General features: G+C 66.9%; 15 protein-coding genes and 1 riboswitch. Of the genes, 8 read left to right on the top strand and 7 right to left on the bottom strand.

The window, feature by feature from the left end:
* Positions 1-55: 55 nt before the first annotated feature.
* Both dusB and ACZK45_RS03240 read left to right on the top strand, forming a co-directional pair.
* Entirely contained in the window at positions 56-1051 is a 996-nt protein-coding gene (gene dusB / locus ACZK45_RS03245; RefSeq protein ID WP_253144702.1) for a tRNA dihydrouridine synthase DusB, read from the top strand.
* Positions 1052-1137: 86 nt separating this feature from the next.
* Positions 1138-1965, top strand: a complete 828-nt coding sequence (locus ACZK45_RS03240; RefSeq protein WP_032129690.1) for a class I SAM-dependent methyltransferase — start codon at positions 1138-1140, stop codon at positions 1963-1965.
* 363 nt (positions 1966-2328) lie between these two features.
* Here the strand turns inward: ACZK45_RS03240 and ACZK45_RS03235 are convergent, their stop codons facing one another.
* From ACZK45_RS03235 to olsF, 3 genes are all read right to left on the bottom strand, one after another.
* Positions 2329-3396 carry a metal-dependent hydrolase gene (locus ACZK45_RS03235; RefSeq protein ID WP_253144698.1) on the bottom strand — a complete coding sequence of 356 codons (1068 nt, stop codon included), beginning with the start codon at positions 3394-3396 and terminating at the stop codon, positions 2329-2331.
* Between the two features lie 144 nt (positions 3397-3540).
* Positions 3541-4341, bottom strand: a complete 801-nt coding sequence (locus ACZK45_RS03230; RefSeq protein ID WP_253144696.1) for a UDP-2,3-diacylglucosamine diphosphatase — start codon at positions 4339-4341, stop codon at positions 3541-3543.
* Positions 4338-6053 carry a bifunctional ornithine lipid synthase OlsF gene (gene olsF, locus ACZK45_RS03225; protein ID WP_164079793.1) on the bottom strand — a complete coding sequence of 572 codons (1716 nt, stop codon included), beginning with the start codon at positions 6051-6053 and terminating at the stop codon, positions 4338-4340. The genes ACZK45_RS03230 and olsF overlap by 4 nt, the downstream gene beginning before the upstream one ends.
* Before the next feature lie 335 nt (positions 6054-6388).
* Between olsF and metK the strand changes: the two genes are divergently transcribed.
* Together metK and ACZK45_RS03215 are read left to right on the top strand one after the other, a co-directional pair.
* A complete protein-coding gene (gene metK, locus ACZK45_RS03220) occupies positions 6389-7600 on the top strand; it encodes a methionine adenosyltransferase (protein WP_010481882.1) in 1212 nt (403 codons plus the stop codon).
* Positions 7601-7738: 138 nt separating this feature from the next.
* Positions 7739-8245: an acyl-CoA thioesterase gene (locus ACZK45_RS03215; RefSeq protein WP_049399791.1), complete on the top strand. Its 507-nt coding sequence runs from the start codon at positions 7739-7741 to the stop codon at positions 8243-8245.
* 116 nt (positions 8246-8361) lie between these two features.
* On the opposite strand, the gene ppc is transcribed toward ACZK45_RS03215, so the two are convergent.
* Entirely contained in the window at positions 8362-11073 is a 2712-nt protein-coding gene (ppc, locus tag ACZK45_RS03210; RefSeq protein WP_478445866.1) for a phosphoenolpyruvate carboxylase, read from the bottom strand.
* 172 nt (positions 11074-11245) lie between these two features.
* Positions 11246-13762 (bottom strand): S9 family peptidase, encoded by a 2517-nt coding sequence (locus ACZK45_RS03205; RefSeq protein WP_478445445.1) that lies wholly within the window; start codon positions 13760-13762, stop codon positions 11246-11248.
* Positions 13763-13882: 120 nt separating this feature from the next.
* Positions 13883-13966, top strand: a riboswitch (S-adenosyl-L-homocysteine riboswitch).
* Positions 13967-14002: 36 nt separating this feature from the next.
* On the opposite strand from ACZK45_RS03205, the gene ahcY reads away from it, so the two are divergent.
* The 3 genes from ahcY (at position 14003) to ACZK45_RS03190 (ending at position 16746) form a co-directional block, all read left to right on the top strand.
* On the top strand, positions 14003-15448 hold the full coding sequence (ahcY, locus tag ACZK45_RS03200; RefSeq protein ID WP_014036003.1) for an adenosylhomocysteinase: 1446 nt from the start codon (positions 14003-14005) through the stop codon (positions 15446-15448).
* Between the two features lie 321 nt (positions 15449-15769).
* A complete protein-coding gene (gene ybaK / locus ACZK45_RS03195) occupies positions 15770-16243 on the top strand; it encodes a Cys-tRNA(Pro) deacylase (RefSeq protein ID WP_049399794.1) in 474 nt (157 codons plus the stop codon).
* On the top strand, positions 16243-16746 hold the full coding sequence (locus tag ACZK45_RS03190) for a hypothetical protein (RefSeq protein ID WP_180838395.1): 504 nt from the start codon (positions 16243-16245) through the stop codon (positions 16744-16746). The genes ybaK and ACZK45_RS03190 overlap by 1 nt, the downstream gene beginning before the upstream one ends.
* Here ACZK45_RS03190 and ACZK45_RS03185 read toward each other — a convergent pair.
* Complete coding sequence (locus ACZK45_RS03185) at positions 16743-17375, bottom strand: energy transducer TonB (RefSeq protein ID WP_478445444.1); 633 nt, start codon at positions 17373-17375, stop codon at positions 16743-16745. The genes ACZK45_RS03190 and ACZK45_RS03185 overlap by 4 nt on opposite strands.
* Positions 17376-17466: 91 nt before the next feature.
* The gene (locus ACZK45_RS03180) at positions 17467-18024 is read right to left on the bottom strand and encodes a DUF3228 family protein (RefSeq protein WP_065722784.1); all 558 of its coding nucleotides are present in this window, start codon (positions 18022-18024) and stop codon (positions 17467-17469) included.
* A gap of 105 nt (positions 18025-18129) precedes the next feature.
* Between ACZK45_RS03180 and ACZK45_RS03175 the strand changes: the two genes are divergently transcribed.
* Positions 18130-19260: a type 1 glutamine amidotransferase domain-containing protein gene (locus tag ACZK45_RS03175; protein ID WP_478445443.1), complete on the top strand. Its 1131-nt coding sequence runs from the start codon at positions 18130-18132 to the stop codon at positions 19258-19260.

Raw genomic sequence — 19260 nt, 5'->3', positions numbered from 1 at the left:
GAACCGGAACGCCCCCGACACGGCCGTACCGCCGCCCGCGCCCTACAATGGGCGCATGCAGATCGGCCCGTACACCATTGCCCCCAACGTCGTGCTGGCGCCCATGGCCGGCGTTACCGACAAGCCTTTCCGCCTGCTGTGCAAACGGCTGGGCGCGGGACTGGCCGCCTCGGAAATGACCATCAGCGACCCGCGCTTCTGGACCACGCGCAAGTCGATCCATCGCATGGACCATGACGGCGAGCCGGCACCGATCAGCGTGCAGATCGCCGGCACAGAGCCGCAGCAGTTGGCCGAGGCCGCGCGCTACAACGTGGACCACGGCGCGCAGATCATCGACATCAACATGGGCTGCCCGGCCAAGAAGGTGTGCAACGCCTGGGCCGGTTCGGCACTGATGCGCGACGAACAGCTGGTGGCGCGCATCCTCGAAGCGGTGGTCAACGCGGTGGACGTGCCGGTTACCCTGAAGATCCGTACCGGTTGGGACTGCGACCACCGCAACGGCCCTCTGATCGCCCGCATCGCCGAGGCCAGCGGCATCGCCGCACTGGCTGTGCACGGCCGCACCCGCGACCAGCACTACACCGGCCAGGCCGAGTACGCCACGATCGGCGAGATCAAGGCCGCACTGCGCATTCCGGTGATCGCCAACGGTGACATCGATTCGCCGCAGAAGGCGGCGTTCGTCCTGAAGGAGACCGGCGTGGACGCAGTGATGATCGGCCGCTCGGCACAGGGCCGGCCATGGATCTTCCGCGAGGTGGCGCACTACCTGGCCACCGGAGAGGAACTGCCGCCGCCATCGGTGGCGGAAGTGCGCGACATCCTGCTCGGCCACCTGCATGCACTGCATGCGTTTTATGGCGAGCCGCAGGGCGTGCGCATCGCGCGCAAGCACCTGGGCTGGTACGCCAAGGATCGACCGGAGAATGCCGCCTTCCGCGCAGTGGTCAACCGCGCCGAAGACCCGCAGAGCCAGATCGCGCTGACCACCGAGTACTTCGACCGCCTGATCGCCGGGGAACCGGCGTTGTCATCTGCTGCCTGAGCGTATTGCCACGCCGTCGAGTCGAGCTTGCTCGACTGATTTCCCGGAGCCGTCGAGCAAGCTCGACGCTACAAGAGCCCGCCCCCATGACCCCGCCGATCTCCTCCCCGACCTACCTGCACGGATTCTCCGGCACCGAGCAGCAGCGCCTGATGACCCAGGCACGGCTGCTGGAATCGAGCATCTTCGGCCAGATCGACTACAGCGGCGCGCGTCGCCTGCTGGAAGTCGGCAGCGGCGTCGGCGCGCAGACCGAAATCCTGCTGCGCCGCTTCCCCGATCTGCACGTGACCGGCGTGGACCTGAGCGAAACACAGCTGGCCACCGCGCGCGAGAACCTGGCGCGCACACCGTGGTGCAGCGACCGCTACACCCTGCAGCAGGCCGACGCCGGCGAGCTGCCGTTCGAAGCACGCAGCTTCGACGCGGCGTTCCTGTGCTGGGTGCTGGAGCACGTGCCGTCACCAGCACGCGTATTGAGCGAAGTGCGCCGCGTGCTGGCCCCGGGTTCGCCGGTCTACATCACCGAAGTGATGAATGCCTCGTTCCTGCTCGACCCGTATTCGCCGCATATCTGGCGCTACTGGATGGCGTTCAACGATTTCCAGTACGACCACGGGGGCGACCCGTTCGTCGGCGCCAAGCTGGGCAACCTGCTGCTGGCTGGCGGCTTCCGCGATGTGCACACCGAGATCAAGACCATCCATCTGGACAACCGCGAACCGGCACGCCGCAAGACGATGATCGCGTTCTGGGAACAGCTGCTGCTGTCGGCTGCCGACCAGCTGCTGCAGGCCGGATCGGTGGACGAAGAAACCGTGGAAGGCATGCGTCGCGAGTTCCGTCTGGTGCAGAACGACCCGAATGCGGTGTTCTTCTATTCGTTCGTGCAGGGCCGCGCCACGGTGTATTGATTCGGTGGAGCCACGTCATGCGTGGCTGCCTTCGCCGATGCCCCCGCCATCCACGCATGGCGTGGATCTACGGATGCGACACTGCACCGCCGATGGAGGCAGTAGAGCCACGCCATGCGTGACTGCCTTCGCCGATGCCCGCGTCATCCACGCATGGCGTGGATCTACGGATGCGACACTGCACTGCCGATGGAGGCAGTAGAGCCACGCCATGCGTGGCTGCCTTCCGATGCCCGCACCATCCACGCATGGCGTGGATCTACGGATGCGACACTGCACTGCCGATTGAGGCAGTAGAGCCACGCCATGCGTGGCTGTCTTCGCCAATGTCCGCGCCATCCACTCATGGCGTGGATCTACGGATCAATGCACGGCGCTGTGGTCGGCCGCACCCGGCTGTGCTGCCGGCTCCTGCCAGATCCGCTGCCACATCGCGGCCAACCGGCGTCCGACGTCGGCGCGTGCAGCCGGGCTGCTGTAATCCACCCGCACCTGCTCGGGCGTGATCGCCCGCCACTGCCCATCAGCCTGCTCGGCCACCGTGAAGTTGAAGGTGTAGTCCGGTTCCAGCCCCATACGCAGGTCGCTCAGCACCAGCCGGCCGTCCACCACCTGCGCACGCATGAAGCCACGATTGAACCACGTCAGCTGCTGCACCGCCGGGATGGCCTGCGCTTCGCGCAAGGCCTGCACATTGGATGCGTGGCCTTCGAACTGCATCGGCCCGTGGTCGGCCACCAGCGAGCGGTCGCCCACCACGTAGCCGTTCGGCGTCATTGCCACCACGCGCCACAGCAGGGTGTTGAATGGCATCGGCACCGAGAAGCGCGGCGCATCGCCCAGGCCCATCGCCACCAGGCTCTGCTGGGCAGCACGGTCGACCTGCGCCTTGGCGATCAGGCCCCAACCCAGGTACGCACTGCTGACCAGCAACGCCACACCCAGCACCTTGCCAGCCCAGGGGCGGGCGCGACCAAACCAGGCCAGCACGCAGCCCAGCAGCAGCCATACCGTGTAGCCGAGATCGATGATGAAGACACTGGAACCCATGGTCGGGTGTGGGCGCAGCGGCCACCACAGCTGGGTGCCGTAGACGGTGAACGCATCCAGCATGGGATGGGTGACCAGCGCCAGCTGGATCGCCCAGAACCAGCGCACAGGTGACTGGGCGACGCGGCCATTGCCGAAGCGCTTGAACAACCACCAGATCAGTGCCGCCACCCAAGGCAGCACCAGCAGCGAGTGGCTGAAGCTGCGGTGCTCGATCATGTTCGCCACCGGGTCGGCGGCAGTGAAGCCGAGCCACAGGGCGTCGAGGTCCGGCAGGGTGCCGAGCGCGGCACCGGCCAGCAGGGCCGCACGGCGATGTCCGGGCGGGGCGATGGCAGCAGCGACGGCGCCACCGAGCACGATCTGGGTCAGGGAATCCATGGGCCGATGCTAGCGGCTTGCGGGCGTGCCGTCTTGATGGCACAGCCGCTCGCGCTCTTTTGTAGCGTCGAGCCATGCTCGACTGCTGTATGCGGGGCAGTCTGAGAAGAGCAGTCGAGCATGGCTCGACTCTACAAGAGTGGGTCAAGCCGCTTGCTTGATGCGCGCGCCAGGAAGTTCGACCAGGGTCTGGCCATTGTGGTCGAGCAGGCGCAGCGCGCCATCATGGTCTTCGGCCAGCGCGGTCAGGCTCTCCACCCAGTCGCCGTCGTTGGCATAGACCAGGCCATCGCGCTCGAACAGCGCGGCGCGGTGGATGTGGCCACAGACGATGCCATCCAGTCCGCGCCGCCGCACGTCGTCCAGCCCGGCCTGCACGAAGCGCTCGATGTAGCGTTCGGCCGCACCGCTGCGCTTCTTCAGGAACTCCGACAGCGACCAGTAGCGCATCCCCAGCAGCCGCCGCACAGCATTCAACGCCTGGTTGCCGGTCAGGATGCGGTAGTACAGCCAGTCACCGAACTTTTCCTGCAGGCCACCGAAGTGGGTCACGCCGTCGTACTCGTCCCCATGCGCAACGAGCAGGCGACGGCCATCGGCGGTCACATGGATGGCGCGACGGCGCACCTGCATCGCTGGGAGCATCAGCCCGCACACGTGCCGCAGTGACGCGTCATGGTTGCCGGGGATGTAGACGATCTCGGTCCCGGCACGGCGCAGCGCGTGCAGTGCCTGGATGACTTCGCTGTGCGACTGGCGCCAGTTGGCGCGGCGATGCGCCATCCACCACAGGTCGATGATGTCGCCCACCAGGTACAACCGTTCGCAGCGCAGCTGCGAGAGGAACCGCGCCAGCTCGGTGGCATGGCAATGACGTGACCCCAGGTGCACGTCGGAGACGAACACTGCGCGCCGGTGCGGCGACAGGTTCGCCAGCGCGCTCATGCCGGCGTCCCCGCGTCGCGCAGGTAGCGTTTGCGCTTGTTCGGCCTGATCGCGCACAGGTCTACTTCAATCAGGCCGTCGATCGAATCACTGAAGTCCGGGTCGACACCGAAGGCAAGGAAACGGGCGCCACCGGGTTCGCACAGATCGGTGTACTGGCGATACAGCGTCGGCACGCCGGTGCCGAGTGCGGCCAGGTTGGCCTTGAGCACATCGAACGCGGCACCTGCATCCAGCTCGCCGAAACTTGGCGGCGCGGCGAAGTACTGGAACGGGCGGTTCGATTCGGCCAGGCCGGCGGTACCGCTGTAGTAGCGCTGGTAGTACGCCACCAGCTGCTCGCGTGCATCGCGTGGCAGCGCTGCGCTGATCGACACGGCGCCGAACAGGTAGCGGATGCCAGGCCGGCACTGCAGGTAGGCGCCGATGCCCTGCCACAGGTAGTCCAGGCTGCGGCTGCCCCAGTAATCAGGCACCACGAAGCTGCGGCCCAGTTCCAGGCCTTCGGCGATGTGGGTGATGGCGTCGTCGGAATAGCGGAACAGCGACGCGCTGTAGAGCCCGGACAGGCCGTGCCGGGCCAGCGCGTGGGCACCACGCATGATCCGGTAGGCGCCGGCGATGCGCTGCGCGGCCGCGTCCCAGATCACGATGTGTTCGTACCGCGGATCGTAATCATCCAGATCGCGGCTGCGCCCGGTGCCCTCGCCTACCTGGCGGAAGGTCAGCTCGCGCAGACGCCCCAGCTCCAGCAGCAGCGGCGAATCGGCGGTACAGGTCGCCAGCAGGATCTGCTTGCCGTCGGCGGTCTGGCCCAGCTGGGTCGCCGCGGCGATGCCTGCGGCCACCTGTGAAGGCGGCACCGGGGACGCCAGCGGCTCGGGGCCTGCTACAGCAGCTGCATCGCCCGCCGCCCCATTACGGCCCAGCGCATACAGCGCGCGGCGCACCGCCAGCAGCTGTGCGCCCGGGTCGCCGCCCTTGCCCAGCTGCATCGGCTCACCGATGCTCAGCCGCAGCGGACGGCCACGACGGGTGAACATCTCGCGCGCCAGCAGCGCGGTGCCCGCCGGCTTGAACAGGGTCGAGGCGCCGTAGAACAGCGCCGAGTTGCGCGCCTCCACCCGCACCGGCAGCACCGGCGCGCCAGCGGCACGGGCAAAGCGGACGAAACCGCGCTGCCACCGGCCATCACGGATGCCGCGCAGCGACAGCCGCGAGACCTCGCCGGCCGGGAACACAATCACGCACTGCTCGGCGGCCAGCGCCTCTTCGACGGCATGCAGGCTGCCACGCTGGGCCTTGCCACCGAGGATGCGTACCGGCAGCAGCAGGTCCTGCAGTGGCGCGATTGCCCCCAACAGGTCGTTGGCCACGATCCGCACGTCACGGCGGATGCGGCCGACCGCGTCCAGCAGGGCGAGGGCATCCAGTGCCCCGGAGGGATGGTTGGCGACGATCAGCAGGCGGCCGGTGGCCGGGATCCTGGCCAGCGCGGCCGGGTCCACCTGGTACTGGCCGTCGATGAACTCCAGGCCGGCGGCGACGAAGCCGAAGCCACGCAGGCCTGAGCTGCGCTGCAGGAAGGCTTCGATCTGGTCCAACCGCGACCAGCGACCGACGCTGCGCAGCAGTGGCCGCGCCAGTTGGCCCCGGCGGCCATGGAACCAATCGGGGAAGCGTTGCTGGAGACGCTGTTCAAGTTCCTGCATGGCGGATCCACTCATGCCCGGCGGCCGGATTGGCCGACAGCCTGCGCCCGGCAGGCGGCAGCCAGATGGCGTTTTTTGGGCAGAACGATGACGGCCGCACAGCCGCTGCCGGGCGTTGTGGCCCGCGCAGTCGGGGCCGGTAGCCGCGCGCTGCGTTGTCACGCTGGTGGAACACTGGACCTCGAGGCTGGGCCCCAATCCCGGCCGGACGGCCCCTGCCGGGCCTACGCGGGCTTAACCACCGGCAACCGGTACAGGTTCACAATGCACAGGCGGCGCACCCCGTGTATCATTCGCGCCCATCTTTCCATCCGAATCAAGGGATATTACGCCTGATGTCCAGCTATCTCTTCACCTCCGAGTCGGTCTCCGAAGGCCATCCGGACAAGGTTGCCGACCAGATCTCCGATGCGGTGCTGGACGCGATCCTGACCCAGGACCAGCGCGCCCGCGTGGCCTGCGAGACCATGGTCAAGACCGGTGTTGCCATTGTGGCCGGTGAAATCACCACCAGCGCCTGGATCGACCTGGAAGCGCTGACCCGCAAGGTCATCACGGACATCGGCTACGACAGCTCCGACGTCGGCTTCGACGGCGCCACCTGCGGCGTGCTGAACCTGATCGGCAAGCAGTCGCCGCACATCGCCCAGGGCGTGGATCGCAAGAAGCCGGAAGAAATGGGCGCTGGCGACCAGGGCCTGATGTTCGGCTATGCCACCAACGAGACCGACAGCTACATGCCGGCCGCGATCCACCTGTCGCACCGCCTGGTCGAGCAGCAGGCCAAGATCCGCAAGAAGAAGAACTCGCCGCTGTCGTGGCTGCGCCCGGACGCCAAGAGCCAGGTCACCCTGCGCTATGAAAACGGCGTGGTCTCGGCCATCGACGCCGTTGTCCTGTCGACCCAGCATGCCCCGGGCATCAAGCAGAAGGACCTCATCGAGGCCGTCCGCGAAGAGATCATCAAGCCGGTGCTGCCGGCCAAGTGGCTGCACAAGGGCACCAAGTTCCACATCAACCCGACCGGCAAGTTCGAGATCGGCGGCCCGGTGGGCGACTGCGGCCTGACCGGCCGCAAGATCATCGTCGACACCTACGGCGGCTGGGCCCGTCACGGTGGTGGCGCCTTCTCCGGCAAGGACCCGTCCAAGGTCGATCGTTCGGCTGCCTACGCGGCCCGCTACGTCGCCAAGAACGTGGTTGCCGCCGGCCTGGCCGACCGTTGCGAAGTGCAGGTCTCCTACGCCATCGGCGTGGCTGAGCCGACCTCGATCTCGGTCACCACCTTCGGCACCGGCAAGATCAGCGACGACAAGATCGAGAAGCTGATCCGAAAGCACTTCGACCTGCGCCCGTACGGCATCATCAAGATGCTGGACCTGGTGCACCCGATGTACCAGCAGACCGCGGCTTACGGCCACTTCGGCCGCAAGCCGAAGGAGTTCAGCTACCTCAACGGCGAAGGCGAGACCGTCAACGCCACGGCCTTCTCCTGGGAGAAGACCGACCGCGCCGCCGCCCTGCGCGCCGATGCGAAGCTGAAGTAAGAAACACGAAGGGCCGCGCAAGCGGCCCTTCTGCTTCTGGTAGAGCCGGCCGCTGGCCGGCTTTTTCATGGCCTCCGGGAACAATCGCGTGGTTGCCGGCCAGCGGCCGGCACTACCGGTTGCCGATACAATCGCCCCATGTCGACCGAACTGAAAACCCACCAGCTGTCCATGACCGTGCTGATGTCGCCGGAGATGGCCAATTTCTCCGGCAAGGTCCACGGCGGCGCCATCCTGCGCCTGCTCGACCAGGTCGCCTACGCCTGCGCCAGCCGTTACGCCGGCAGCTACGTGGTCACCCTGTCGGTGGACCAGGTGATGTTCCGCCAGCCCATCGCGGTGGGCGAGCTGGTCACCTTCCTGGCCTCGGTGAATTACACCGGCACCTCGTCGATGGAGATCGGCATCAAGGTGGTGGCCGAGGACATCCTCAAGCGCAGCGTGCGCCATGCCAACAGCTGCTTCTTCACCATGGTGGCCGTGGATGAGGAAGGCCGGCCAACGCCGGTGCCGTCATTGCAGCCGGTCACGTCGGACGAGAAGCGCCGCCAGGCGGCCGCATTGATCCGCCGCCAGCTGCGCCAGGAAATGGAGCAGCGCCATCTGGAACTGCTGGCGTCGAACCCGCCGTCGCCGGAAGAGTGAGGTAGTGCCGGCCGCTGGCCGGCAACCTCGCGCGTGTTGCCAGACATCATGAGGTTGCCGGCCAGCGGCCGGCACTACCTTTTCGAATTCGCCGGGCCATGCCCGGCGGATGCGGATCAACCGGTGTTCTGCACACCCTGCGAAACACCGTTCACGCAGGCCACCAGTGCGCGCAGCAGGTCGTCATCCTCGCGCCCGCTGGCTCGCCAGCGCTGCAGCAGATCCACCTGCAGCACGCTGATCGGATCGACGTAGGGATTGCGCAGGCGGATCGAAAGCGACAGCCGCGCATCGTGGTCGAGCAGCGTCCGCTGGTCCATCAGCGCCAGCAGCCAGTGCCGGGTGAGTTCAAGCTCCTTCTCGACCTGGGGGAAGAAGCGCCCGTGCAGATCACCTGACAGCTTCGAGAACTGCTCGGCAATGGTGATATCGCCCTTGGACAGCACCATCGCGATGTCGTCCAGGAAGGTACGGAAGAACGGCCAGTCACGCGCCATCTCGCGCAGCGTCTGTTCGTGGCCAGCATCCACCGCCGCCTGCAGGCCGCTGCCCACCCCGTACCAGCCGGGAATGACTGCACGCGCCTGGCTCCAGGCGAATACCCACGGAATCGCGCGCAGGTTGCCCAACGCCGCGTCCTGGCCGAGCCGGCGCGACGGACGCGAACCCAGCGTCATCCGCTCGATCACGTCGATCGGCGTGGCCGTGCGGAAGTAGTCCATGAAGCCAGACTGGCCGACGAAGGCGCGGTACACCTCGCTGCTGGAGCCAGCGACCACATCCATCACCGGTCGCCACTCATCCTCGCGGGGTTCGGCAGCCCGCGGGCGGAGGCTGGCGCGCAGTACCGCGCCGGTGGCCTGTTCCAGCGAGCGCAGCGCCAGCGCACGGATGCCGTATTTGCGATGGATCACTTCGCCCTGCTCGGTCACCCGCAGGCGGCCATCGATGCTGCCGCGCGGCGACGCATCGACCGCGTGCGTGGTCTTGCCACCGCCACGGCTGATCGAACCGCCACGGCCATGGAAGAAGGTCAGGCGGATGCCGGCCTCGGCCGCCACCTCCAGCAGTTCCACCTGCGCACGCTGCAGGCCCCAGCGCGAAGCAGCGATGCCACCGTCCTTGCTGCTGTCCGAATAGCCCAGCATCACCATCTGCACGTCATCGCGTGCACGCAGGTGCGCGCGGTACACCGGGTCGGCCAGCAGGTCGCGCAGGGTCGCGGTACCACGCTTGAGATCGTCCACCGTCTCGAACAATGGCGCAATATCCAGCGGCACCGAACCGCCCTCTTCCACCAGGCCGCCACGGCGTGCCAGTGCCAGCACCGCCAGTACATCGCTGCGGTCATGCGCCATCGAAATGATGTAGCTGCCCAGTGCATCGCTGCCATGCCGCGCACGCGCATCGGCCAGCGCGGCGAACACCGCATCCAGCCGCTGGTTGCCCTCGTCGTCGCCGTTGGGCAATGCCGTTTCACCGCTGGCATGCGGGCTCAGCAGCCGCGCACGGCCCACCGCATCCAGCGCCTGCCAGGCCTCTTCGCCGACCAGCACCGTCGCCAGCGCGCGCGCGTGCACGCTCGATTCCTGGCGCACGTCCAACCGCGCAAGATGGAAGCCGAACGTTTTCACCCGCCACAGCAGGCGCTGCACCGCGAAACCGCCAGCATGTTCGCCACGATTGGCGCGCAGGCTGTCGAGGATCAGCTGCAGGTCGTCGATCAGTTCGTCCGGACCAGCGTAAGCGCCTGCGCCATCATCCAGCGTGGCCTGCAGGCGCGCGCGCATGCGGTCGTTGAGCAACCGGTACGGCATGTCGGCATGGCGCGGGCGCGACTGCACCTGCGGCAGCAACTGCTGGTAATGCGCTACGCGCGCCTGCAGCGCATTGCTCACGCCCACCCGCTCGGTGGACTGGCTGAGCAGGCTGGCCAGCTGCAACAGTTCCTTCTGGTAACGGCCCAGTACCGCCTGCCGCTGCGCATCCAGCGTATTGCGGATGGTATGGGCATCCACGTTCGGGTTGCCGTCCATGTCGCCGCCCACCCAGGTGCCGAAACGCAGCAGGCGCGGCAGCGGCAGTTCTTCGCCATAGGTATCGCGCAACGCCTGCTGCAGCGATTCGTACAGCACCGGAATCACCCGGTACAGCACCTGCACCAGATAGAAGCCGACGTGCTCGCGTTCGTCATCGACGGTGGGCCGCACCGGCGAGGAATCGGTGGTCTGCCACGAAGCGGTCAATGCCATGCGGAAGCGCGCGGCATCGGCGGCGGCTTCACCCGGTGTGCGCTGGCCATCGAGATTGTCGACCAGGCTGGCCACCATCAGCTGCTCCTTCTCCAGCAGCGCGCGGCGCACTGCTTCGGTCGGGTGTGCGGTGAACACCGGTTCAATGTCGATGCGTGGCAGCCACTGCGCCAGCTCGTCCAGGCCCACGCCCTGCGCCTTCAGGTGCTGCAGTGCATCCTGCAGGCCATCGGGCTGCGCCCCTGCGGTACCGGCGCGCTGGTAGTCACGGCGGCGGCGGATGCGATGCACGCGCTCGGCGATGTTGACCACCTGGAAGTAGGTGCTGAAGGCCCGCACCATGGTCTCGGCCTGTTGCGGCGTGCGCCCGGCCAGGCCATCGGCCAGCTCCGACAACGGCGCCTGGTTCTCGCGGCGGGCGATGGCGCGGGTGCGCACGTCCTCGACATCGTCAAGGAACGCGGCGGAGACCTGTTCAACCAGCAGGTCGCCAACCAGCGCGCCGAGCCGGCGCACGTCATCGCGAAGCGGAAGATCGGGGGAAGCAAACTCGATGCTGCTGCGGTACTCGTTCATCGGCGACGCACAGGCCTCGGTCAACGGATCCAGACCCCAAGCCTAAACCAGAACGGGCATCGTACTGCGATGCAAAAATGGTTTCATCTGGTAGTGCCGGCCGCTGGCCGGCAACCTCATGGACTCACGCGACCTGAGGTTGCCGGCCAGCGGCCGGCACTACCGGGTCACGTCAGCGCTTCTTCTTCGCCTTGCCCTGCTCGGCCGGGCCGATGGTCTGTTCCAGCCAGCGCTCGCTTTCGGCCAGCATGGTCATGATCGACTCGCGTGCACGGTAGGCATGCGATTCGTTCGGCAGCATCACCAGACGCGCGGTACCACCCAGGCCCTTCACTGCGGCGAACATGCGCTCGCTCTGCATCGGGAACGTGCCGGAGTTGTTGTCGTCCACGCCGTGGATGAAGAGGATCGGATCCTTGATCCTGTCGGCGTAGTTGAACGGCGCCATCTTCTGGTAGACGTCCTGCGCCTGCCAGTAGTTGCGCTCCTCGGCCTGGAAGCCGAACGGCGTGAGCGTGCGGTTGTAGGCGCCGCTGCGCGCGATGCCCGCCTTGAACAGGCGCGTGTGCGCCAGCAGGTTGGCGGTCATGAACGCACCGTAGGAATGGCCACCAATGGCGATGTGATCGCGATCGGTCACGCCACGGCGCACCACTTCATCCACGGCTGCCTGCGCGTTGGCCACCAGCTGTTCGATGTAGGTGTCGTTCGGCTCCTTGTCGCCTTCGCCGATGATCGGCATCGACGGGCTGGCCAGCACCACATAGCCCTTGGCCAGGAACGCCTGCGGGCCCCAGTAGCTGACCGCATTGAAGCGGTACGGCGAATCGGTCACCTGGCTGGCCGCAGCCGCACTCTTGAACTCGCCCGGGTAGGCCCACATCAGCAGCGGCCGCGGGCCGTCGCGCTTCGGGTCGTAGCCCGGCGGCAGCAGCAGGGTCGCGGTCAGGTCGACGCCATCCTTGCGCTTGTAGCGGATCTGCTCCTTCTGCACGCCCTTCAACTGCGGCAGCGGATGCGCGAAGTGGGTCAGCGCACGCGGCGCAGCACCGGCATCGGCCAGCGACTGCACGTAGAAGTTGGCCGGCTCATCCGGGCTCTCGCGGCTCAGCAGCAGCGAGCTGGCCTGGTCGTCCAGCAACGCCACCGGCAGCGCATAGCTCGGCGCCTGCGAGTGGAACAGGCGGGTGGCCTTGCCCGTGGCAACGTCGAAGCGGTCCACGAACGGACGATCGCCTTCCGGCGATGCACCGGCACCGGCCAGATACAGGCTGCTGCCATCGGCGCTGGTCTGCAGCAGCGAGCGGCCGCGGTCGTCGCTGGACAACAGCGGCCGGCCCGGATCGGAATAGCGGTCCTGCCCGTCGCGATCCCACATCAGGCGCGGCTCGGCGCCGGCATTGTCCGGGGCGATCAGCCAGGTCCTGGTCTTGCGCGTCTTCCACCACGACTCGGTCAGCAGGGCCAGGTCGCCACGGCCCCAGTTGATGCCCACCAGACGGCTGCCGAGCTGGGCCAACGTGACCGGCGGCTTGTCGAACGGCGCAGCCTGCATCAGCACCGCATCGCGCACCTTGGCGTCCCTGTTCGGGTCGCCGCCGTCCTGCGCCTCGGCCCAGACCAGCGTGGCATCGGCATCACCACGCCAGCTGATATCGCGCACGCCGGTCACTTCAGCGTCGTTGCCGGTCGGCAGACCTTCCACCAGCGGACGCACGGCCACGGTGTGCACCAGCTTGCCGCTGGCCCGGTCGATCACTTCGATACGGCGCGGGAAACTGCTCACCGGCACCACGTAGGAATACGGCCGCTGCACCGGCTGGCGCAGCACGAAGCGGCCATCCGGCGACACCGAGAAACCCATGAAGATGCCGGCCGCGCCGATCGCGCGGGTGTTGCCATCCAGGCTGACTTCCATCGGCTGGGTGGTGGCGTAGTAATCGAACTGGCGCGCGTCGGCCTCGTTCTTCAGCAGGTCCTGGTAGGTACGGATCGACACCACGCCGCCGCCCTGGCTGGTCTGCTGCACGGCCGGGCCGGTCGGAATGCCGTCGGCGGCCGGGGCCGCACCAAGGTTGGCCGGACGGGTGAACACCACCAGGCCGCGGCTGTCCGGCAGCCACTGGTAGCCACTGCCGATCACCGTGTTCAGGCCGGCGACCAGACGACGGGCGCTGCCGCCGGCCACATCCACCAGCCACAGTTCATTGGCGCCGCTGGCGGCGTCGACCTGGTTGAAGGCCAGCCACTTCTGGTCCGGCGACCACATCACGCTGGCGATCGACAGCTTGGCCGGCAGGCCGCTGATCTGCCGTTCCTTGCCGTCGGCCACGTTCATCAGCCACAGCTTCTCGCCGAAGCTGAAGCGGCTGTCGGAGAAGGTGCGCGGGTTGATGCGCAGGCCGGCCAGCTTCAGTTCCGGCTGCGCTACCACCTGGATCGACGGCAGCGACGGCATCTGCATCATCGCGGCGACATCGCGGCGTGGCGACAGGTACAGCGAGGGCGCGCGCGGCGCGTCCACCACCGCCTGCAGCGCCGCCGAAGGCAGTTCGTAGCCGTTGACGCCCTGGGCCTGTACCTGGGCGGGCTGCGGGGACGCAGCCCAGGCCAGCGGGGCCACCGCCAGCAGTCCCATCGACAGGACCAGGCCGGTCCAGCGCCGTGTGCGGCGCGCGTGCATGCTCATCGTTCCACCTGTGTGATGCGTGAAAACACCGACCTTAACAGGCCGTGCACGCGATCCCACCTGCCGATGGTTGGGTCATCCGGATGTCATGCCGGGGCCGCGATATAATGGGGGTTCTCCCCTGCCGAGGGGCGCTGCGACCGGATCCCATGAGGCCCGGCCAGGCTCGGTAAGGTGGCTTTGTAACAACGGCGCCCGGCTAGATGCGAGCACCCGCTCGCCCACAACCGGAGCACACGAATGAACGCTGTTGCCAAGACCTTCTCCACCGAAGGTGATTACAAGATCCGCGACATCACGCTGGCCGACTGGGGCCGCAAGGAACTGGACATCGCCGAGCACGAAATGCCGGGCCTGATGTCGATCCGCCGCAAGTACCAGGCCGAGCTGCCGCTGAAGGGCGTGCGCGTGACCGGCTCGCTGCACATGACCATCCAGACCGCCGTGCTGATCGAGACCCTGAAGGACATCGGCGCCGACGTGCGCTGGGCCTCGTGCAACATCTTCTCGACCCAGGACCACGCCGCTGCCGCCATCGCCGCCACCGGCACCCCGGTGTTCGCCTGGAAGGGCGAAACCCTGGAAGAGTACTGGGACTGCACCCTGGACGCGCTGACCTTCACCCTGGCCGACGGCACCCTGACCGGCCCGGAACTGGTGGTCGACGACGGCGGTGACGTGACCCTGCTGATCCACAAGGGCTACGAGCTGGAAAACGGCAGCGACTGGGTCAACACCGCCTCTGCCTCGCACGAAGAACAGGTCATCAAGAACCTGCTCAAGCGCGTCGCCAAGGAGCGCCCGGGTTACTGGGGCCGCGTGGTCAAGGACTGGAAGGGCGTCTCCGAAGAGACCACCACCGGCGTGCACCGCCTGTACCAGCTGGCCCAGGCCGGCACCCTGCTGATCCCGGCGATCAACGTCAACGACTCGGTCACCAAGAGCAAGTTCGACAACCTGTACGGCTGCCGCGAGTCGCTGGCCGATGGCCTGAAGCGCGCGATGGACGTGATGCTGGCCGGCAAGGTGGCCGTGGTCTGCGGCTACGGCGACGTCGGCAAGGGCTGCGCGGCCTCGCTGCGTGCCTACGGCGCGCGCGTGATCGTCACCGAGATCGACCCGATCTGCGCCCTGCAGGCGGCGATGGAAGGCTATGAAGTCAACACCATCGAATCGACCCTGGGCCGTGCCGACCTGTACGTCACCACCACCGGCAACAAGGACATCATCCGCATCGAGCACCTGAGCGCGATGAAGGACCAGGCCATCGTCTGCAACATCGGCCACTTCGACAACGAGATCCAGGTCGATGCGCTGGTGTCGTTCGCCGGCATCAAGCACGTCAACATCAAGCCGCAGGTGGACAAGTACATCTTCCCGAACGGCAACGCGATCTTCCTGCTGGCCGAAGGCCGCCTGGTGAACCTGGGCTGCGCCACCGGCCACCCGAGCTTCGTCATGTCCAACAGCTTCGCCAACCAGACCCTGGCACAGATCGACCTGTGGGCGAACAAGGACAGCTACGAGAAGAAGGTCTACCTGCTGCCGAAGAAGCTGGACGAAGAAGTGGCCCGCCTGCACCTGGAAAAGATCGGCGTGAAGCTGACCACCCTGAGCCAGGAACAGGCCGACTACATCGGCGTGCCGGTGGAAGGCCCGTTCAAGCCGGACCACTACCGCTACTGATGCCTGCGCGGTGCCGGCCAGCGGCCGGCACTACCGGTGCATGCAACACACGGAACGGGCGCCTTCGGGCGCCCGTTCTGCATTCGCGTGTGGCCGTACACCACGTATCCACGCATGGCGTGGATCTACTGATCGTCCGGCCCCAGTAGATCCGCGCCATGCGTGGATATCCCCCAGCCAACCCACAGTAGATCCACGCCATGCGTGGATATCCCCCAGCCAACCCACAGTAGATCCACGCCATGCGTGGATGTTCCCCACCGGAGCGGGAACAATAGCCTCGGTCAAGGCAACACCCCTGCCCCGCGCTAGGATGCCCCCATGACTCCGGCCATCAACCTGCTCAAGCGCGAGAAGATCGCCCACACCGTGCGCAGCTACGTGCACGATGCTCACGCCGAATCCTATGGCGGCGAAGCCGTCGACAAGCTCGGCCTCGACCCGGCCCAGGTGTTCAAGACCCTGCTGGCCAGCACCGAGACCCATGAACTGCTGGTAGCGATCGTGCCGGTGGCCGGCCAGCTGGACCTGAAGGCGCTGGCCGAAGCGGCCGGCTGCAAGAAGTGCGAAATGGCCGCGGCCGATGCCGCACAGCGCGCGACCGGTTACCTGGTCGGTGGCATCAGCCCACTCGGGCAGAAGAAGCGCCTGCGCACCTTCCTGGACGCCAGCGCGCAGGCATTGCCCGCGCTGCATGTCAGCGCCGGTCGCCGCGGCCTGGAAGTGGAACTGGCACCAGCCGACCTGCTGCGGCTGACTGCCGGCCACTACGCTGCCATCGGCAAGTCACGCTGATGCGCTGGCCGTGGTCTGCAGCACCGATACCCCGGCTCGACGATGCACAGGCCGATGTGCTGCTGCAGGACCTGTTGTCGCGCGATGCAACGCGCATCAACGATGCCACGCGTACGGTCGCTCGGCTGTTCAGCGCCTCATCGTTGGACGCGCTGGTCGCGCATGTGGATACGATCGAACGCAGCTGCCAAGGCATCGCCCTTGGCGGCATGCTGATCAGCAACCAGGTGCACCTGAAGGCGGCCCTGCAACGGCTGCGCTACTGGCAGGCACGCGAAGGCTGCCTGTGCGCGCTCTACCCATCCTATGTGTTCTTCAGCCCCGAGCCGCTGCTGGAACAAGGTCACGTGCAGCTGCGTGCACGGGGCGAAGCGGAGGACGGCTGGGGCGAATGCTACCGGCTGACGTGCACCTGCTGCGCGCAGCAATGGAGCGCGACCGAGCGCGAGTACCACTATCGCTGGTGGGAGTGGAAGCCCGAGCCCGCCCTGCAGACGCCTTAGTTGAGCTTGAACGTGACCGTGCCGCGTATCAGGCTCATGCTTGGTGCCTTGCCTGCCGCTTCACGCTCGTAACGCCAATCACGCGCGTGCTTGAGCGCCGCCGCATCGAGCAGCGGGTAGCCGCTGGATGGGGACAGGATGATCGCCTGGGTCTTGCCCTGCGCATCCAGCAGCAGCATCAGCTCGACACCTCCCTGCTGGGCCTCGCGCATGGCGGCCGCAGGATACGTCGGGACCGACGAAAGTCGCCGCTGGTGCCAGCCTCCTTCCCGGGCAATCAAGGGCGTGCTGGAAGAGAGTGGGCAACGTGCAGGCATCTGCAGGTCGAAGCCTGCAGCCCCTTGCGAAGGCCGGGTGGTGGCTGGCGCACTACAGGCGATCGCCGACACGCTCTGCAGCAACGACTGCTGACGCGAAAGCGCTGCAGCGTCATCCGCTTCCACATGGAACGTGCAGCGCCCCGACGTTGCCTGCGCCTGCAGTGAACCCACGCCGGCATCGCGGATCGGCGTCACGTCGGACAAAGCACCACAGGCAGCGCCTGCATCGTATTTTGCTGCAGAGCCCTCACACGCGGCCAGCAGGCCTGCGGCGACCCATGCGAACGGCATCCAACTGCGAACATCCATCCCTGTGCTCCCTGCGTTGATCCACCGCCATGGTAGCGTCCCGCTGCAATCTTCCCTGTTCACATGCCGACTGTCCGGCCGCAGCGTGGGCTCACGGCCGCCAGTTGGCGTTGTTCTCCCAGAACGCGACGGAGCGCTGGTAAGCCTCGCGATCCAGCGGCACACCGGAACCGCCCTCCTCCACGCCCAGTGCATTGCGCATCATGGTGATCGGCGCCATCGGTACCTCTTCGGGTTCGGCGGTGTAGATACAGCCGACGATGCCCCAGTCGGCCTCGATCGGTGAACCCTCCTTCGCCAGCTGCCCGGCGCTGTACAGGATCACCACCAGATAGTTCGCGCGCGGCGACTCCACCCCCTCGAACCAGCGCACCAGTACCGGCAGTTCCTCGCGGTTGCGCGCTTCGTAGCCGCTGCGCAGCTGGTGGCGGTTGGCGTCGGTGACCGGCACCGTCAGGCAACGCGTGCTGGTCCAGTTCTCGTAGACGAACAGCTTGCAGAACGGGGCGTAGCCATCGAGCACCTTCAGCGGCGCGTGCGCATTGAGGTGTGCCTCGAACTGCTCGGCAGTGCAATCCTGGATGGTGTTGCCGCGCGGCACGCGCGGGAACAGGCGGGGACGGGCGAAGTCGGTGAGGACGATGGACATGGCATGCACGAACGGGAACTGGCCCTCAGGGTAACCGTCGATGCGCTTGAAGTCTGCTTCACATTTGCCGGCCACAGTGCGCGCACATCTCCCGGAGAGTCCTGCATGAACCGCTCCCGCTCCCCCCTGCTGTCCGGCCTGCTGGCCGTCCTTCTCCTCCCTGCCATGGCCCCATCTTCCGCGTCTGCCGCACCATCGCGCGTGCTGCTCGTCGTCAGCAGCGAAGGCCGGGACCAAGGGAAGACCCGTCCGGGCTTCGAGATGGACGAATTCGCCCAGGCCTGGCTCATCCTCAAGCAGAACGGCTTCGACATCGACGTGGCAAGTCCGCGTGGCGGCGCCGTCGAGGCTGACAAGTACAACCCCTCCGAGGCCTTCAACGCAGCTGTCCTTGCCGATTCCCAGGCCATGGGCAAGCTTGCCGCGACCGTGCCCACTGCACAACTGCGTGCCAGCGACTACCAGGGCGTCCTGGTGATCGGCGGCAAGGGTGCCATGTTCGACCTTCCGGCCGACAAGGCCCTGCATGCCACGATTGCCGGAATCTGGCAGCAGGGAGGACTGGTCGCGGCGGTATGCCATGGTCCGGCCGCACTGGCGGGTGTTCGCCTTCCCGATGGCCGGGCCATGGTGGAAGGCCGCGCCATGACCGGATTCACGGAAGAGGAAGAAGCACTGTTCGGCAAACGTTGGGCGAAGGAATTCGCGTTCCAGCTTGAACCGCGCATGCGCGAGCTGGGCGCACGCTGGCAGGAGGCACCGCTGATGATGCCCAAGGTCGTAGTCGATGGACGCCTGCTGACCGGTCAGAACCCGTTCTCGACCGCCGCACTGGCTGACGCCTTCGTGCGCGCCAGCGGGCGTGTGCCACTGGCACGCCAGGCATGGCGCGATGAGCGCAGCATGGCGCTGGTGGAGCAGCACCTGCAGCAGCGTGATGGTCAGGCGGCGCAGATACTGGCGCAGCGCCCGTCCGACCATCACGTCGAGCTGATCGGCATGCTGGGTTTCTACCAGCTGAAAGCAGCAAAGGACGCCACTGCAACCGCCGACGCGCTGTCCATCATGCAGCTGGCCAGCCCGCATATGGACGAGCCGAGGCTGCAGGTCGCGATGGCAGAAGCGCACTGGCGCCTGGGCCGGACCGATCTGGCCCGTTCGCAGGTACTGGCTGTGCTGGAAAAGCAGCCCGGTCTGGACGAAGCTAACGCTCTCCTGGCCCGCATGCAGCCCTGA

This window comes from Stenotrophomonas sp. 63632_Sma (assembly GCF_056482875.1).
This window is presented reverse-complemented; position numbering and strand designations above follow the sequence as displayed.

What these genes read in the sequence shown, in the direction of transcription:
- dusB (WP_253144702.1), top strand. Translation starts at nt 56, where the DNA reads ATGCAGATCGGCCCGTACACCATTGCCCCCAACGTCGTGCTGGCGCCC.
- ACZK45_RS03240 (WP_032129690.1), top strand. Translation starts at nt 1,138, where the DNA reads ATGACCCCGCCGATCTCCTCCCCGACCTACCTGCACGGATTCTCCGGC.
- ACZK45_RS03235 (WP_253144698.1), bottom strand. Translation starts at nt 3,396, where the DNA reads ATGGATTCCCTGACCCAGATCGTGCTCGGTGGCGCCGTCGCTGCTGCC.
- ACZK45_RS03230 (WP_253144696.1), bottom strand. Translation starts at nt 4,341, where the DNA reads ATGAGCGCGCTGGCGAACCTGTCGCCGCACCGGCGCGCAGTGTTCGTC.
- olsF (WP_164079793.1), bottom strand. Translation starts at nt 6,053, where the DNA reads ATGCAGGAACTTGAACAGCGTCTCCAGCAACGCTTCCCCGATTGGTTC.
- metK (WP_010481882.1), top strand. Translation starts at nt 6,389, where the DNA reads ATGTCCAGCTATCTCTTCACCTCCGAGTCGGTCTCCGAAGGCCATCCG.
- ACZK45_RS03215 (WP_049399791.1), top strand. Translation starts at nt 7,739, where the DNA reads ATGTCGACCGAACTGAAAACCCACCAGCTGTCCATGACCGTGCTGATG.
- ppc (WP_478445866.1), bottom strand. Translation starts at nt 11,073, where the DNA reads ATGAACGAGTACCGCAGCAGCATCGAGTTTGCTTCCCCCGATCTTCCG.
- ACZK45_RS03205 (WP_478445445.1), bottom strand. Translation starts at nt 13,762, where the DNA reads ATGAGCATGCACGCGCGCCGCACACGGCGCTGGACCGGCCTGGTCCTG.
- ahcY (WP_014036003.1), top strand. Translation starts at nt 14,003, where the DNA reads ATGAACGCTGTTGCCAAGACCTTCTCCACCGAAGGTGATTACAAGATC.
- ybaK (WP_049399794.1), top strand. Translation starts at nt 15,770, where the DNA reads ATGACTCCGGCCATCAACCTGCTCAAGCGCGAGAAGATCGCCCACACC.
- ACZK45_RS03190 (WP_180838395.1), top strand. Translation starts at nt 16,243, where the DNA reads ATGCGCTGGCCGTGGTCTGCAGCACCGATACCCCGGCTCGACGATGCA.
- ACZK45_RS03185 (WP_478445444.1), bottom strand. Translation starts at nt 17,375, where the DNA reads ATGGATGTTCGCAGTTGGATGCCGTTCGCATGGGTCGCCGCAGGCCTG.
- ACZK45_RS03180 (WP_065722784.1), bottom strand. Translation starts at nt 18,024, where the DNA reads ATGTCCATCGTCCTCACCGACTTCGCCCGTCCCCGCCTGTTCCCGCGC.
- ACZK45_RS03175 (WP_478445443.1), top strand. Translation starts at nt 18,130, where the DNA reads ATGAACCGCTCCCGCTCCCCCCTGCTGTCCGGCCTGCTGGCCGTCCTT.